Source organism: Zobellella denitrificans (genome assembly GCF_002407485.1).
Taxonomy (GTDB): Bacteria; Pseudomonadota; Gammaproteobacteria; order Enterobacterales; family Aeromonadaceae; genus Oceanimonas; species Oceanimonas denitrificans.
In genome coordinates, this window is sequence record NZ_CP012621.1 from 3,021,964 (window position 1) to 3,038,866 (window position 16,903).

Below are 16,903 nucleotides of genomic sequence, written 5' to 3' on the forward strand. Positions count from 1 at the left end.
AATCATGAAAAAACTGAAGATGTTATTGAGTGCCACCCTGCTGGCCGGCACCTGCACCCTCTCGGCACCCTTACTGGCGCAAGCCCTGCCCTCGACCATCAACTGGACCATCCCCTTCGGGGTCGGCGGCGGCACCGACGTCTGGGCCCGCTTCATGTCGCCCCACCTGACCAAACAGTTGCCCGGCTCACCGACCCTGGTGATCAAAAACGTGCCCGGCGGCGGCTCCATCACCGGCACCAACTTGTTCTACATGCGGGCCAAAGACAACGGCAGCGAGATGCTGGGCATTTCCGCTTCCACCCTCTATCCCTATATGCTGGGTGATTCCCGGGTTCGCTACGACTTCGACAAATGGACCCCGATCATGGCCTCTCCCACCGGCGGCGTGGTCTATATCCAGCCCGGTCTCGGGGTCAGCACCGGCAAGGATCTGGGCAAGCTGGCCGGCGTGACCCTGCCCTTTGCCGCCCAGGGGCCCACCCAGCTGGAGTTGCCGGTGATGCTGGCGCTCGACCTGCTCGGCCTGGATCTGCGGCCGGTATTCGGCATGACCAGCCGGGGCGAAGGCCGGCTGGCATTCGAACGGGGCGAGGCCAAGATCGACTTCCAGACCACGTCCGCCTATATCAACTCGGTCACCGACCTGGTGAACAGCAACAAGGCGGTGCCCCTGTTCTCCCTCGGCATCATCAACGACGAAGGCCAGGTGATCCGCGACCCGGCCTTCCCGGATATCCCGACCTTCGAAGAGGTCTATAAGGAATACAGGGGCGAAGAGCCAACCGGCATGCAGTACGACGCCTACCACAAGTTTCTGACCGCCGGCTTTGCCCTGCAGAAAGTGCTGCTGGTGCCCAAGGACATTCCCGCGCCCATGAAACAGGAGCTGCTGCTGGCGGTGGATCGCATGGTCGAGGATGAAGCCTTCCAACGGGATGCGGTCGAGCAGATAGGTCCCTATCAGAACCTGATCGGCGCCGTGGTGGAAGTGCACCTCAAGCAGGCGGTGAACATGACGCCGGAGCTGCAAGCCTGGGTCAAGGACTGGTTGAAGTCCAAATTCAATGTGTCGGTGGAATAAGCCGGCCTGATCCGGCCGCAAGGAGCTAACCTCATGAACGAATTACTGGCAGCACTGGGCCAGATACTCACCGTCGTGCACCTCAGTTATCTGGTGCTGGGGGTGGTGATCGGCCTGATCATCGGGATCATTCCCGGCCTGGGCGGTATCGCTGGCATGTCCCTGCTGCTTCCCTTCCTCTATGGCATGGAGCCGTCCGTCGGTCTGGGCATGCTGATGGGACTGGTCGCGGTGGTGCCCACCGGCGATACCTTCACCTCGGTACTGATGGGCATTCCCGGCTCCAGCGCTTCCCAGGCCACGGTCATGGACGGTTTTCCCCTCGCCAAGCAGGGCCAGGCGGCCAGGGCATTGTCCGCCGCCTTCACCTCCTCGCTGATCGGCGGGGTGGCGGGGGCCATCATCCTCAGCGGCTTTATCATAGTGGCGCGGCCACTGGTGCTGTCGTTTTCCTCGGCGGAGCTGTTCATGCTCACCCTGCTGGGGCTGAGCGTGGTCGCCGCCCTTTCCGGCGGCAGCCTGTTCAAGGGCCTGGCCGCCTGTGGCGTCGGCCTGCTGGTGGGCACCATAGGCGCGGCCCCGGCCACCGGGGAGTTCCGCATGACCCTGGGCATCGACTATCTGTACGACGGCATTCCCCTGGTGGTGGTGGGACTGGGCATCTTCGCCCTGCCCGAAATCATCGAGCTGCTGATCCGCAACAAGTCCATCTCCGGCAAGGGCAACAGCCTCGGCAGCGGCTGGGGGCAGGGCGTCAAGGACGTGTTCAGGAACCTGCCGCTGGTGGGCAAGTGCTCGGTGTTCGGCAGCCTGGTCGGCGCCATCCCCGGCCTGGCCGGCTCGGTGGTGGACTGGATGACCTACGGCTTCGCCATGCAGTCGAGCAAGGACAAGGCCAACTTCGGCAAGGGAGACATACGTGGCGTCATCGCCCCCGAGTCCGCCAACAACGCCTGCGCCAGCGGCAGCATGATCCCCACGCTGCTGTTCGGCGTGCCCGGCTCGGGCACGGCGGCGGTGTTCCTCGGCGGCATGCTGCTGCTCGGCATCCAGCCCGGCATCTCCATGGTGGGCTCCAACCTGAGCCTGACCTACACCATCGTCTGGTCCCTGGCCCTGGCCAATATCCTCGGCGCCCTGCTCTGCCTGGGGCTGGCCTCGCCGGTGGCCATGCTCACCCGGATCCCGTTCTCGCGCATGGCCCCGGTGCTGCTCACCCTGATCCTGTTCGCCGCCTACCAGGCCACCCAGAGCCTGGGCGACTTCGTGGTGCTGGCCGTCATCGCCACCCTGGGGATCTTGCTGAAAAGCGCCAACTGGTCGCGCCCGGCCTTCCTGATCGGCTTCGTGCTGGCGGCCGGTGCCGAGAACTACTTCTTCCAGAGCATCCAGTTCTACGGTTACGGCTGGATGCAGCGCCCCGGTGTGCTGATCATCGCCGGCCTGATCCTGCTCAGCATCATAGTGCCCTTGATCCGCAAGCGTCTGGCAGCCAGGTCGCAGCCACAGGAAGACTCACAGGAACAGCCGGCCCGCGCGCCGCTGAACCGGCTGGACGGTGCCATCATCGCCCTGCTGCTCGTCGTCTGCGCCATTGCCCTGTTCGATGTGTGGGGACGGTCAGAGCTGACCCGGGCCTTCCCGCTGTTCGCCATCCTGCTCACCGCCGGCTCGGCACTGGCGCTGGTTTTCGGTTCGCGCCGACGTGCAGCCGAACCCGGCACCGGCAGCCAGCGGGTTGGCCGTGAGCTGCTCTACATCAGCCTGTTCCTCGGCGTTGCCCTGCTCTATTTCACCCTGGGCTTTATCAGCACCTCGGTGATCTTCACCCTGCTGTTCCTGCGCCTGTTCGCCGGCTCCCGCTGGCGACTGTCGGGCACGGTGGCGGCGGGACAGCTGCTGTTCCTGGTGGGCATCGGCAAGGCCATGAGCATCGACTACCCCGCCGGCCTGCTGGATCCCTACCTGCTGAGCCTGATCAACCTGTAACCCTGGCGGGGCTCCCCGAGCCCCGCCTTATTCAACAAAAGGACCTCATCGTGCTTGAACACTACCGCAACCAGGCCGCCGAGCGTGCCGCCGACGGCCTGGCCCCCCTGCCCCTGAACGCCACCCAGGTGGCCGCCCTGGTTGAACACCTCAAGAACCCACCCGCCGGCGAAGCATCCTTCCTTTATGAACTCCTTTCCACCCGGATCCCCCCCGGGGTCGACGAAGCCGCCTATGTGAAGGCCGGTTTCCTCGCCGCCGTGGCCAAGGGTGAGGTGAGCTCGCCCGTGGTCTCCCCCGAGCAGGCCACCGAGCTGCTGGGCACCATGCAGGGCGGCTACAACATCCAGCCGCTGATCGAACTGCTCGACGTCGCCGCCCTGGCGCCCATCGCCGCCCAGGCCCTGTCCCACACCCTGCTGATGTTCGATGCCTTCCACGACGTGGCCGACAAGGCCAAGGCCGGCAACGTCCACGCCCAGCAGGTGCTGCAGTCCTGGGCCGACGCCGAGTGGTTCCTGGGCCGTCCCGCCCTGGCCGACAAGATCACCCTGACCGTGTTCAAGGTGCCCGGTGAAACCAACACCGATGACCTGTCCCCGGCCCAGGACGCCTGGTCCCGTCCCGACATCCCGCTGCATGCCCTGGCCATGCTGAAGAACGCCCGTCCCGGCATCGCCCCCGACGAAGACGGCGTGGTCGGCCCGATCACCGCCATCAACGCGCTCAAGGAAAAAGGCTTCCCCCTGGCCTACGTGGGCGACGTGGTCGGCACCGGCTCCAGCCGCAAGTCCGCCACCAACTCCGTGCTCTGGCACATGGGTGACGACATCCCCTTCGTGCCCAACAAGCGCGCCGGCGGCGTGTGCATCGGCGGCAAGATCGCCCCCATCTTCTTCAACACCATGGAAGATGCCGGCGCCCTGCCCATCGAGTGCGACGTGACCAAGCTCAATACCGGCGACGTCATCGACATCTACCCCTATGAGGGCAAGATCTGCCGCCACGGCAGCGACGAGGTGCTGGCCGAGTTCAGACTCAAGACCGAGGTGCTGCTCGACGAAGTGCGCGCCGGCGGCCGCATCCCGCTGATCATCGGCCGCGGCCTGACCGACAAGGCCCGCGCCGAACTGGGCCTGGGCCACTCCGAGGTATTCAAGCGCCCGGCCGACGTGGCCGACTCCGGCAAGGGCTACACCCTGGCCCAGAAGATGGTGGGCAAGGCCTGCGGCGTGGCGGGCGTGCGCCCCGGCCAGTACTGCGAGCCCAGGATGACCACCGTCGGCTCCCAGGACACCACCGGCCCCATGACCCGGGACGAACTGAAGGACCTGGCCTGCCTCGGCTTCTCCGCCGACCTGACCATGCAGTCGTTCTGCCACACCGCCGCCTATCCCAAGCCGGTGGACGTGGTCACCCACCACACCCTGCCCGACTTCATCATGAACCGGGGCGGCGTGTCCCTGCGCCCGGGCGACGGCGTCATCCACTCCTGGCTGAACCGCATGCTGCTGCCCGACACCGTGGGCACCGGCGGTGACTCCCACACCCGTTTCCCCATCGGCATCTCCTTCCCGGCGGGCTCCGGCCTGGTGGCCTTCGCCGCCGCCACCGGGGTGATGCCGCTGGACATGCCCGAGTCGGTGCTGGTGCGCTTCAAGGGCGAAATGCAACCCGGCATCACCCTGCGCGACCTGGTGCACGCCATTCCCTACTACGGCATCAAGCAGGGCCTGCTGACCGTGGCCAAGGAAGGCAAGATCAACGAATTCTCCGGCCGGGTGCTGGAAATCGAGGGCCTGCCCCAGCTGAAGGTGGAGCAGGCGTTCGAGCTGGCCGATGCCACCGCCGAGCGCTCCGCCGCCGGCTGTACCATCAAGCTGGACCAGGAGCCGATCGCCGAGTACCTGAACTCCAACATCGTGATGCTGAAGTGGATGATCGCCGAAGGCTACGGTGACCGGCGCACCCTGGAGCGGCGCATCAAGGGCATGGAAGAATGGCTGGCCAACCCGGAGTTGCTGGCGGCGGACGCCGATGCCGAGTACGCCCATGTGCTGGAAATCGACATGAGCGAGATCAAGGATCCCATCCTGTGCGCGCCCAACGATCCGGACGACGCCCGCCTGCTGTCCGAGGTGCAGGGCGAGCAGATTGAAGAGGTGTTCATCGGCTCCTGCATGACCAACATCGGCCACTTCCGCGCCGCCGGCAAGCTGCTCGACAAGTACAAGGGCCAGCTGCCGACCCGGCTGTGGGTGGCGCCGCCGACCAAGATGGACAAGGACCAGCTGACCGCCGAGGGCTACTACGGCATCTTCGGCCGGGTCGGTGCCCGCATCGAGATCCCGGGCTGCTCCCTGTGCATGGGCAACCAGGCGCGGGTGGCGGACAACAGCACCGTGGTGTCCACCTCCACCCGCAACTTCCCCAACCGCCTGGGCAAGGGTGCCAACGTCTACCTGGCGTCGGCCGAGCTGGCGGCGGTGGCGGCGATCCACGGCAAGCTGCCGACGGTGGCGGAGTACCTGGAGTACGCCCAGGAGCTGAACGCCACGGCGGCGGACACCTACCGCTACCTGAACTTCGACGAGCTGGACAGTTACCTGGAGAAGGCCGATACCGTGATCTTCCAGCAGGCCATCTAAACGCCTCCTCGGAACACGCTGAACCAAAGCCAGTCCTCGGGCTGGCTTTCTCTACTTGATGAAAAAGTCGTCTGTTTCACAGGCATGAGTCGGACAAAGGGCCAGCTCCGCCGACACGCTTCAAGCACATCCCTGTGTCGCTCGGCACATGCCGAATGTCGCGGAAACCGTCGGTATCGCCGCGCTGCGACTTGTCACTGGCAACTCGGTCGCGACGATACCTCCGGTGCAAGGCGCTTCGCGCCCCCTGGCATGTGACGGTCGGCGGAGTCGTTCCCTTTGTCCGTCTGTTTTGGAACTAGCGTTGCCTGTTCAGGTAAGTCCGAAGCTTTGTCAGCAGTCTGCAAAAGCCAGCCCGGAGGCTGGCTCTTTGACAAGGGGGGTTTAAGCCGGTGCCGGCCTGACCCGCCTCACCATGACGTCCCGGTAATCCCCTTACACCTCCCGCTCGAACAACTCCCCAAGCCGTACCTTGTAGGCTTCCCGGATATGGTTGCGGGCGGCCTGCTCCGCCGCCGCCGCGTCACGCCGCTCGATGGCATCCACGATTCCGTAACTCCCGAGCGAAGACATCTCGCATCCAGGCGCCTCATCAATCAAATTTTTAGTATAAAAAATAAAAATATGAAAAAATTCATCCAAAAAAACCTTCTCTCACAAATCTACCGATCAGGGAAATTCGGCATAAAATGACAATTTCGTGATCAAAGCCAACAAAATAAATATTCCACAATGAAAAGTAAATGGTATGTTAATGCCATACCGCACTGCATACAACAGGGCCACCGACAAGGACACGGATACGTCCAGGCCCTGCCGTTGCCGAACCCCGGGCGCCAGCTCCGGCCGGCACCGCAGACACCCACTTTGTTAATGGATGAAAAAGTGATGCTCAGCAGAATCAGCCTTATCGGCACGGCTCACCGCCGTCGCCTCGCGCCGTTCACCACCACAACGCGCTCGCCGGACAAGGATAACGACCCGACCAGCGCCGCCCAGCCCTTCATATAAGGGCACGAGCACCAGTATCGGATGCCCCGGCGGGAACTCCCCTGGCCGCCGGGCTCCACTCCCGATGTAACGACATCGACGGATTCAACCTGATCCGCGGCTGTTGCCGCCTGCTTTCCGGCCCCGGAAGACCCGCTTTCGCCTACTGTCGGGCCTGACGGTTACCGCCGGTAATCGGCGGCAACAACGGCGGCTCGGATCATCGCAACCTGAGAGTAAAGGAGATAAGTAATGACAAGGAAACATCTGCTGGTAGGACTGCTGGTCGCAGGGACCACGACCTCCGCCATGGCAGAAATCAGTTGGGAAGGCAACAAGGGCCGCCTGAGTCTGGGCGGCGATGTGGAGTTCGACATCAACGCCGCCAACAAGCAGGAAGACAGCAACCTGTATCTGAACGACGGTCGCAACGACCGCTGGGATCAGACCGGCCGGCTGCTGATCGACATCTCCGGGGAGCGGGTCGCCGACTCCGGCGCCTATGCCAGGATCAAGGCCCAGCCCACCCTGGGCAGCAGCGGCGGTGTGGGCTCGGACGACGCCTGGTTCGCCTTCGGCCGCAGCGACGTGGGCGAGATGAAGATCGGCCGCTTCGAGGCGCTGGACTTGTTCCCCCTGGGCCAGGACGTGTTCGTGGAACACTCCGGCGACACCTCCTCCGGCCTCTACACCGACGGCTCCGCCTACCTGTACATGGCCAAGGAAGCCCGCGGTCGGGCCGGCGACGCCGGTCACGTCATGGTCAGCCGCCAGTTGGGCGATGTTTACCTGGAGCTGGCTACCCTGTTCGGCGATCGCAGCGACCTGTTCACCGAGGTCGACGGCGCCCGCCGTTACCACGGCCATGAACTGACCAAGGAGAAGGACTCCATCGTGGTGCGGCCGGCGCTGCGCTGGCAGGCCGGCGACTTCAGCTGGGCGCTGGGCGCCGAGCACAACCTGGTGGAAGACGCCATCCTCGACGCCGAAGGCCGCAAGGTGGCCCGCCGCACCGGTTACGGCACCACCTTCGGCTGGCAGTCCGGTCTGATCAAGGCCAACCTCAACGCCGCCTATCTGGATGCCCTGAACGAAGAGAACCTGACCCTGGGCGCCAACGTGCTGTTCGACAAGTTCGGCCTGGGCTATATCTACGGTCGCAACAAGATAGACGAGGCCGCCGCCGGCTACGAGTACCTCGAAGGTACCCAGAAGAGCAACACCGTCTATACCTCCTACCGGTTCGACAACGTGCTGGATCTGGACAACTTCAACATCCTGCTCGGCGCCTACTGGTCCGACTTTGATGTGGAAGAGTCCACCGTCGCCACCGACCGCTACGGCGCCCGGGTGCGTTTCAAATACCTCTTCTAAGCCAAAAGCAGGGGGCAACCCCTGCTTTTCTGAGCAACATATCCTGGGGCCATGCCACCCAAACACCACCACCAGTCACGGATAACAATTCTTCGCTCAGTTGTTACAGACCAGCTTCGCTGAGACCTTGCACCAGCCCTCAACAAGGCTCCACCCTCCGCAAAAACACGGCCAGGCTGGGCGCCAACACCCCGATGCGGCCCTTGCCCAGGCGCTCCAGCAGTACCTCGCCGCTGTCGTTGTCCAGGGTCACCAGGCGTTGCTCGTCCCGGCAGCTGGCCAGAAACCAGCTGGCCGGCAGGCCCAGCTTTCTCAGCATCAACTGATGGCCTATCTGGTTCTGCTGCAGCCGCTCGAAGTCGTCCTGGTTCCAGGGCTGCAGCAGGGTGAGGAAGAGCCCCTTGAAACACACCGGCAGGTTGCCGGCGAAATAATGACCGAAAAAGGCGTCGAGGGCGGGATGCACCGGCATTGCCAGGGCGGTGGCCAGGTTATCGAAGCCGCCCGGCTCGTGGCGCTCCCAGGGGCGCCAGGCTACCCGACCATCGATGGCCGGCGGCAGCTCCGCCGGCGACGGATAGGCGGGATCATGCTCCACCAGGGGGAGGCCGCCGTGCCGCCGCACCCGCTCGAACAAGGCAGCCAGGGCCACCACCACTTGATCTTGCATGCCAAAGTCCCACAATAAGGCCAGAAAGCCGCATCTTATCAACCGGAACCCGAAATGACACCCGAGCAGAAGTACCAGAACAGCCAGGCGCTGGACGCCCTCCCCCTCGGCAAGCAAAGCAGCTATGTGTGTGAATACGATCCCGCCCAGCTGCAGCCCGTGCCCCGCAGCCTGAACCGGGACGATCTCGGCCTAGAGGCCGGCGCCCTGCCCTTCGGCGGCGAGGATCTGTGGAACCTGTACGAACTGTCCTGGCTCAACAACAAGGGCAAGCCGGTGGTGGCCATGGGCGAGGTGCACATACCGGCCACCAGCACCAACCTGATCGAGTCCAAGTCGTTCAAGCTCTACCTGAACAGCTTCAACCAGAGCCGCTTCGACAGCCTGGAAGAAGTCGCCGACCTCCTCACCCGGGATCTGTCCCTCTGTGCCCAGGGCCAGGTCAAGGTCCGGCTGTACGAGCTGGCCGCCGCACCGGCCCAGTTCGGGGTGCTGCCCGGCGACTGCATCGACGATCTCGACGTCGAAATAGACCGCTACCAACCCGACGAATCCCTGCTCGCCGACGCCATCGAGGAGGAAGAAGTGCAGGAAACCCTGCATTCCCACCTGCTCAAGTCCAACTGCCTGGTGACCGGCCAGCCGGACTGGGGCAGCGTGATGATCCGCTATCAGGGTCCCCGCATCCGCCGGGAGGCGCTGCTGCGCTATCTGGTGTCCTTCCGCCAGCACAACGAGTTCCACGAACAGTGCGTGGAGCGCATCTTCATGGATCTGATGCACCACTGCCGGCCCAAGGAACTGACGGTCTACGCCCGCTACACCCGTCGCGGCGGCCTGGACATCAACCCCTACCGCAGCAACGTGGCCGGCAAGGCCGCCAATGTCCGCCTGCTGCGCCAGTAAGCCCCCGGGCGGCAGTCCGATGCCGCCCGGATCGCGCCCCGGGCTGGACTCCCTCCGGCCGGCTCCGTAAACTGCCTTGTTATCCGTGTTGTTTCGGTACTCTTTATCGTGATCTTTTCTGTCGCCGTCCTGGTATCGCATCTGGCGGGTGCGCCGCCGCTGTCGCCATACCAACCCGAGCCCAACGAGTTGCTTCGGGCGCGACAGCTTATGCTGAGCCGGCCCAACGAATGCGTGGCGCTCACCAACTACTTTCTGCAACGCAAGGAAGTCGATCCGGCGCAGATGATCAACTCGCGCCAGGACTTCGACCATCAGGAACTGGCCCGGCTCTACCGCACCCGGGAGCAGAGCCTGGCCGCCTGGCAGATCCAGGCCCTGTGCCAGGCCAACGAAGGGCTGCTGCTGCCCGCCGATGCCAGCATCAACCAGGCCATCGAACTGGCCAGGCGCCATCACCAGCCCGAACAGCAGGCCACCGGTCTGCTGCTCAAGGCCAAGCTGTCCCTGGCCCGGCAGCAGCCCGAGCAGGCCCAGGCACAGCTGGACGAAGCCGCCGCCCTGCTCGGGCCCGAGGCCGCCGCCCCGCTGTACGACGCCCTGCAACTGCTGCAGGCCGGCACCCTGCTTCACCTGCACCGTTTCGACGAAGCCCGCCAGGCCTTCGAACAGATCCGCCGGCAGGCCCTGCAACAGGGAGACGCCCTGCAGCAGGCCTGGGCCAACTACCTGTTGGGCGAATATTATCAATGGCTGCAGCAGGGCGAACTGGCCCTGGCCCATTACGTGGAAACCCTGGATCTGCTGAGCAAGCGCCGCCAGTACTACCTCAAGGCGATGGCGGCGGACAAGGCGGCCAGCCTGTACGCCGCCCTGGGGGAGGCCGACAAGGCGGTCCAGTATGCCAGCCTGGCCACCACCGAGTTCGAGCTGCTGGGCAACCCGCCCCTGTTGATCGGCTCCCTGCTCAACCTGGGCCGGGTCACCCGTGCCGGCAACGATGCCAACCTGGCCCTGGTGTATTTCTTCAACGCCCTCGACCTGGTCAAACTCCAGGGCGATGCCGAGCTGATGGCCCGGCTGCACCTGGAAATCGGCCATGCCTACCTGCTGCTGCAATCCTTCGACGAGGCCCGCCATTACCTGGGCCTGGCCCGTTCCGCCTTCGAACGCAGCCAGGACATTCCCCGCCAGATAGATACCCTGCTGCAACTGGGCCGGCTGCATCTGGCCCAGCAGGAAACCGGCCTGGCCCTGTTGCAGCTGGAGCGGGCCAAACAGCTGGCCGAGCAGCGGGATGACGTGCCCCGGCTCATCGAAATTCATCACCAACTGGCGCAGTTGTTCGAGAGCAGCGGCAACATGAGCCAGGCCCTGGTGCACCACAAGGCCTTCCACGCCTATTTCGAACGGGCCAGCCGGCTCAACCGGCTGCTGACCCAGAGCCTGGTGCAGGGCAACGATCTGCAGTTGCAGCAGGAACGGGAGCTGACCGAACTGCGCCGGCAGGGCGAGGATCTGCAGCAGGACCGGCAACGCTTCGCGCTGCTGGCGGCCAGCCTGAGCCTGATCGCCCCCCTGCTGCTCTACGGCATGATCCGCAACCATATCCGCAGCCGCCGGCTGCAGCACGACAACAAGGAACTGAACCGGCTCCTGCTGCTCGAGCCGAGAACCAACCTGCCCAATTGGCGCCAGTTGATGCAGCGGCTGCCCCAGGAGATGGCCAAGCGCCAGCAGCGCTCCGAACAATGGTATCTGAACGAAGCCGAAGCTCAGCCCTTCAACGACAAGATTTACTACTTCCTGCTCCATGTCCCCTTCATGGTCGACCTGAGCGAGCGGGTCGGCCTGGAGCATGCGGCCGCCATCCAGAAGAAACTGGGCGATTATCTGCAGGGACGCATCCATCCCAAGGCCCGGATCTACGATCTGCGGGAAGGCCAGTTCATCTATGTCATCTCCCAGCGCCAGGTGGTCGACCTGAACCAGACTCTATCGAGTCTTGAACGGATGTTTACGGAATTTCCCTGCCAATTTGAGCTTGATCGACGTCTGGCCATCGGTATCATCGGACACCCGTTCCTGCCCAAAGCCCCGCACGCCCTGGACGATATGCGGCTGGGCGATATCCTGTATCTGGCCATGGCCGCCGCCCTCCAGCTGGCGGAGCGCACCGGCGAGCAGGCCTGGGTGGAACTGCTGGCGGTCGACTGCCAGCAGGCGGCATTTTTTAACGGCGAAATACGCCACTGTTGCATACAGGCTATCCTGAAAGGACTGGTCAAGGTCAACAGTTCCCATAAGAAACAACAGATTGACTGGCATGCCCTGGCTCCCGAGCCGGCAGCCCCGATATAATGTCAAAGGCCCGCCTGCGCTAGGCTGTAAGGGTAAACAATGGACAATCTCAACGATAAGCAGATGTTAAAGGAATTGACATCGGTTATTGACAAGCTGGGTGATGTGCTTGCCGATCTGCAACGGCAGGAAAACCTGGCGACGCTCCATCATGCCCAACAGGCGAGCCATGAACAGAACAACGGCATCTGGCAAAAGCTGTTTGTCGGCCAGCCCAGGTCCACGCCCCCCTCGCCTTCGGCGAGCGACCTGACCAGGCTGCTGGCGGATTTTGAGCACCTGCTTGGCCGCTTGCGCCACCAGCAGGGGCAGTTGCACCGGCTGCAACAGTTCAATGGCCAGAAGTTGCAGCAGGTGGCGCAGGCGCTGCAGCAGTCGCCCTTCACCCCCGCCCGGGCCAGGGCGTTGCTGGCCGAACTCGCCCGCCTCGACGGCGGCGCCCATCAGGGCCTGCTCTGGCAACTGCTGGACTGCTACCAGGAGTCCCTCCGGCTCTGTCTCGAGCAGGAACAGCGCAGCCGGGCCCACCAGCACGAACTCTGCTCCCGGCTGCAGCAACTGATCGACGAGCTGCACTTTTCCGGCGACGTCGGCGCCGAACTCGCCAAGATCCAGAGCCAGCTGCTGCAACAGCGGGACGGCCTCGCCCTCCCCCCGCTGTGCCTGCGCCTGATCGAGCTCACCATAGAAGGCTGCCGGCAGGAACGCCAGAACTCGACCCTCTTCCTCGCCAGGCTCAATACCAACCTGGGGGAAATGCACCACAACTTCGCCATCTCCCTGAGCGAGGGGCAGGCCCTGTTCGATGCCCGTACCCACCACGGCCATCATATCGCCGGCGAACTCAGGGCCATCGGCGAGCACCTGGTCAGCCAGGACAACGAACAGCTGAAGGAAGAGATAGAACTGCGCCTGCGCAGCATCACCCACGTGCTGGTGCAGCACGAGCGGCTGCAGGAGCGGGAACAGTCGCTGCTGAACCGGATGAACGCCATGGAGCTGCAGATCCAGGAGCTCAAGCAGGAGACGGAAGACTTCAAACAGCGGCTCAGCGTCCAGAGCGAGAAGCTGTTTATCGACAGCCTGACCCAGATCTACAACAGGGCCGCCATGGAAGAACGCCTGGAGGTGGAATACCGCCGCTGGCTGCGCTACCAGGAGCCGCTGTGCATCGCCCTGCTGGACATCGATTACTTCAAGGACATCAACGACAGGTACGGACACCTGGCGGGAGACAAGGCGCTGCGCCTGATCGCCCGCACCATCCAGAAGAGCCTGCGGGACAGCGACTTCGTCGCCCGCTTCGGCGGCGAGGAGTTTGTGCTGCTGCTGCCCAATGTCAATCCGGACAAGCTGAATACCCCCCTGGAAAAACTGCGCGAGCAAATAAGAAATATTCCGTTTCGCTTTAAAGATGAGCGCGTTACCATCACCGCTTCCATCGGTGCCACCCTGTTCCGAACCGGGGACAGCACCACTTCAGCCCTGGAGCGCGCCGATCAGGCCCTGTACCGTGCCAAGCACGCGGGACGCGACCAAACCGTCATGGCCTGACACCAACAACCTTATGCACGGGAGTGACCATGATCACCCATATCAATCCGGTCGGCAGCATGAACCTGCTGTCCCAAATCGAGGTCGACCGCCTCAAGCAGTCCGCCTCCGGCGATCTCTACCAGCTGTTTCGCAACTGCGCCCTGGCGGTGCTCAACTCCGGCAGCAAGACCGACAGCTCCAAGGAAATACTGGAACGATACAAGTCCTTTGACATCAACGTGATACGTCGTGAACGCGGGGTCAAGCTGGAGCTGTTCAACCCACCGGAGCACGCCTTTGTCGACGGCGAAATCATCCGCGGCATCCAGGAGCACCTGTTCTCGGTGCTGCGGGACATCATCTACGTCAACAGCCAGTTGCAGAGCGTCAAGCAGTTCAACCTGACCTCGTCGCTGCACATCACCGATCTGGTGTTCTCCATACTGCGCAACGCCCGCGCCGTGCACCCGGGGGTGGATCCCAGCATGGTGGTCTGCTGGGGCGGCCACTCCATCAACCCGGTGGAATACCAGTACACCCGCGAGGTCGGCAACGAGCTGGGACTGCGGGAACTCAACATCTGTACCGGCTGCGGCCCGGGCGCCATGGAGGGGCCGATGAAGGGTGCCGCCGTGGGCCACGCCAAGCAGCGGGTATCCGGCAGCCGCTACATCGGCCTGACCGAACCCTCGATCATCGCCGCCGAGCCGCCCAATCCCATCGTCAACGAGCTGGTGATACTGCCGGACATCGAGAAGCGCCTGGAAGCCTTCGTGCGCCTGGGCCACGGCATCATCATCTTCCCCGGCGGCGTCGGCACCGCCGAGGAGATCCTGTACCTGCTCGGCATCATGATGCACCCGGAAAACCGCCACCAGCCGCTGCCCATCATCCTCACCGGGCCCAAGGAAAGCGCCAACTACTTCCGCAGCGTGGACGAGTTTATCGGCAATACCTTGGGATCCGAGGCCCAGTCCCTGTACCAGATCATCATCGACGATCCGGCGGAGGTGGCCCGCCGGGTCAAGAACGCCATGCCGCTGGTGCGGGATTACCGCAAGTCGGTGGGCGATGCCTACTCCTTCAACTGGTCGCTGAAGATAGAGCCGGAGTTCCAGCTGCCCTTCGTCCCGGATCACGACAGCATGGCCAACCTCAACCTGCACTGGGAGCAGGCGCCCCAGCAACTGGCGGCCAACCTGCGCCGGGCCTTCTCCGGCATAGTGGCGGGCAACGTCAAGGAAGGCGGCATCCGCGCCATCGAGAAGAAGGGACCCTTCCTGATCAACGGCGATCCCAAGCTGATGAAGATGATGGACAAGCTGCTGCAGCAGTTCGTGGAACAGCAGCGGATGAAGCTGCCCGGCTCGGCCTACGTTCCCTGCTACCGCATCCACCGCTGAGCCGGGAGCGGCATGCAGCTACTGATCCTCGACGCCCTCAACCTGATCCGCCGGCTCTACGCGGTACAGGAAAACCGGCAGCAGGACACGGCCGCGGCCCTGGTGGCCACCGAGGCGGCCCTGAACCACGCCGCCGGCCGCCTGCTCGAACGCTTTGCGCCCAGCCATGTGGTGGCGGTGTTCGACGGCGCCCCGCAAGGGTTCCGCCACCGGCTCCATCCCGGCTACAAGGCCGGCCGGGCGCCCATGCCCGAGGCCCTGGCCGGCCACCTCGACCGGCTGCAGCAGGGGTTGTGGCAGCTGGGCATCGACGCCCTGCTGTCGGATACGGACGAGGCTGACGATCTGGTCGCCACCCTGTCCCGTACCCTGTCCCGGCATGGCCTGGCGGCCACCATCGTCTCCACCGACCAGGGCTTCTGCCAGTTGCTCGGCCCCCATACCCGGCTGTGGGATCATTTCAACCAGCGCTGGCTGGACACGGCTTATGTGCAGCAACACTATGGCCTGCAACCGGCACAGCTGGTGGATTACTGGGCCCTGACCGGCGTCTCCGGCAGCCAGATCAAGGGGGTGCCGGGCATCGGCCCCAAGCGGGCCAAGGCCCTGTTGCAACAATTCGGCAACCTCGACAGCCTGCTGGCCGCCGAGCCGGTCAGCAAAGAACAAAAAACCGTACAGCAGCACAAACACGACGCCCTGCTGGCCAGGCAGCTGGTGAGGCTGGTGGATGATATCGAGCTCGGCTTCAACCTCAAGGATCTGCGGTACCGGCCTTCAACTAAAGGGCCATAGGCAAAATGCGCCAAAAATGTTATAAATGCCGCGCAAAACAACTTCCCCTACCTCTGTAACTGATAACGGAAAAACTGCCCATGAGTAAACGCAGTATTACCGTGATCCCGGGTGACGGCATAGGCCCCAGCATTATCGATGCCGCCCTGCAGATCCTGGATCACGCTGGTTGTGACTTTCACTACGACTACGCCGACGCCGGCCTGATGGCCCTGGAAAAACACGGCGAACTTCTCCCCCAAGCCACCCTCGACCTCATCGCCAAGAACAAGATTACCCTGAAAGGCCCCCTGACCACCCCGGTGGGCGGCGGCTTCACCTCCATCAACGTCTCGCTGCGCAAGCTGTTCAACCTGTACGCCAACGTCCGTCCGGTGGTGTCCTTCGAAGGCACCAAGAGCCGGTTCGAGAACATCGACATCATCACCATCCGTGAAAACACCGAAGGCATGTACTCGGGCGCCGGCCAGAAGCGCTCCGACGACAACGCCAGCGCCGAGGCGATGAGCATCATCACCCGCGAAGGCGCCGAGCGCATCGTGGTGTTCGCCTATGAGCTGGCCCGCAACGAAGGCCGCAAAAAAGTGACCATAGTGCACAAGGCCAACATCCTCAAATCCACCTCCGGCCTGTTCCTGGACGTGGCCCGGGAAGTGGCCAAGCGCTACCCGGACATCGAAACCAACGAGATGATAGTGGATGCCGCCTGCATGAACCTGGTGATGTATCCCGAGCGCTTCGACGTCATCGTCACCACCAACCTGTTCGGCGACATCCTCTCGGATCTGTGCGCCGGCCTGGTGGGCGGGCTGGGCATGGCCCCCGGTGCCAACATCGGCAAGGACGTGGCGATTTTCGAGGCGGTGCACGGCTCGGCGCCGGACATCGCCGGCCAGAACATCGCCAACCCCTGTTCGGTGATCCTGGCCTCCATCCAGATGCTGGAGCACCTGGGGATGCAAGACAAGGCCCGCCAGATCCGCGAGGCGGTGCGCAAGACCATCGCCGAAGGCAAGACGGTCACCCGGGATCTGGGCGGCACCGCCAGCACCACCGAGTTTACCCAGGCGATCATCGCCAACCTGTAAGGTAAAAAGGGGGCTTCGGGCCCCCTTTCTCTTTCCTGCCTGCTCGCCCCCGCCCCGCT

12 protein-coding genes are annotated in these 16,903 nt (G+C 63.7%); 10 read left to right on the forward strand and 2 right to left on the reverse strand.

Annotation, left to right across the window (positions count from 1 at the left end):
* The first annotated feature begins 4 nt into the window (after positions 1-4).
* The 3 genes from AN401_RS14285 to acnB are packed head-to-tail and all read left to right on the forward strand — an operon-like array spanning position 5 to position 5,721.
* Entirely contained in the window at positions 5-1,084 is a 1,080-nt protein-coding gene (locus tag AN401_RS14285; protein WP_094041329.1) for a type 2 periplasmic-binding domain-containing protein, read from the forward strand.
* Positions 1,085-1,117: 33 nt separating this feature from the next.
* Complete coding sequence (locus AN401_RS14290) at positions 1,118-3,073, forward strand: tripartite tricarboxylate transporter permease (RefSeq protein ID WP_094041327.1); 1,956 nt, start codon at positions 1,118-1,120, stop codon at positions 3,071-3,073.
* A gap of 50 nt (positions 3,074-3,123) precedes the next feature.
* Positions 3,124-5,721: a bifunctional aconitate hydratase 2/2-methylisocitrate dehydratase gene (acnB, locus tag AN401_RS14295; RefSeq protein ID WP_096779723.1), complete on the forward strand. Its 2,598-nt coding sequence runs from the start codon at positions 3,124-3,126 to the stop codon at positions 5,719-5,721.
* Between the two features lie 435 nt (positions 5,722-6,156).
* Here the strand turns inward: acnB and AN401_RS19845 are convergent, their stop codons facing one another.
* Positions 6,157-6,294, reverse strand: coding sequence for an FCD domain-containing protein (locus AN401_RS19845; RefSeq protein WP_157772282.1), 138 nt, complete (start codon positions 6,292-6,294; stop codon positions 6,157-6,159).
* A 669-nt stretch (positions 6,295-6,963) separates the two neighbouring features.
* On the opposite strand from AN401_RS19845, the gene AN401_RS14300 reads away from it, so the two are divergent.
* Positions 6,964-8,085 carry a carbohydrate porin gene (locus tag AN401_RS14300; protein WP_096779724.1) on the forward strand — a complete coding sequence of 374 codons (1,122 nt, stop codon included), beginning with the start codon at positions 6,964-6,966 and terminating at the stop codon, positions 8,083-8,085.
* Positions 8,086-8,224: 139 nt separating this feature from the next.
* Here the strand turns inward: AN401_RS14300 and AN401_RS14305 are convergent, their stop codons facing one another.
* Positions 8,225-8,755 carry a SecY-interacting protein Syd gene (locus AN401_RS14305; protein ID WP_096779725.1) on the reverse strand — a complete coding sequence of 177 codons (531 nt, stop codon included), beginning with the start codon at positions 8,753-8,755 and terminating at the stop codon, positions 8,225-8,227.
* Positions 8,756-8,809: 54 nt separating this feature from the next.
* On the opposite strand from AN401_RS14305, the gene queF reads away from it, so the two are divergent.
* The 6 genes from queF (at position 8,810) to AN401_RS14335 (ending at position 16,844) form a co-directional block, all read left to right on the forward strand.
* Entirely contained in the window at positions 8,810-9,661 is an 852-nt protein-coding gene (queF, locus tag AN401_RS14310) for an NADPH-dependent 7-cyano-7-deazaguanine reductase QueF (RefSeq protein WP_096779726.1), read from the forward strand.
* 210 nt (positions 9,662-9,871) lie between these two features.
* Positions 9,872-12,022 (forward strand): tetratricopeptide repeat protein, encoded by a 2,151-nt coding sequence (locus AN401_RS14315; protein ID WP_232513322.1) that lies wholly within the window; start codon positions 9,872-9,874, stop codon positions 12,020-12,022.
* Positions 12,023-12,097: 75 nt separating this feature from the next.
* Positions 12,098-13,576, forward strand: coding sequence for a GGDEF domain-containing protein (locus tag AN401_RS14320; protein WP_232513323.1), 1,479 nt, complete (start codon positions 12,098-12,100; stop codon positions 13,574-13,576).
* A 29-nt stretch (positions 13,577-13,605) separates the two neighbouring features.
* The gene (gene ppnN / locus AN401_RS14325) at positions 13,606-14,961 is read left to right on the forward strand and encodes a nucleotide 5'-monophosphate nucleosidase PpnN (protein WP_096779727.1); all 1,356 of its coding nucleotides are present in this window, start codon (positions 13,606-13,608) and stop codon (positions 14,959-14,961) included.
* A gap of 12 nt (positions 14,962-14,973) precedes the next feature.
* Positions 14,974-15,756 (forward strand): flap endonuclease Xni, encoded by a 783-nt coding sequence (xni, locus tag AN401_RS14330; protein WP_094039687.1) that lies wholly within the window; start codon positions 14,974-14,976, stop codon positions 15,754-15,756.
* A gap of 80 nt (positions 15,757-15,836) precedes the next feature.
* A complete protein-coding gene (locus AN401_RS14335; RefSeq protein WP_094039686.1) occupies positions 15,837-16,844 on the forward strand; it encodes an isocitrate dehydrogenase in 1,008 nt (335 codons plus the stop codon).
* The last annotated feature ends 59 nt before the right edge of the window (positions 16,845-16,903 follow it).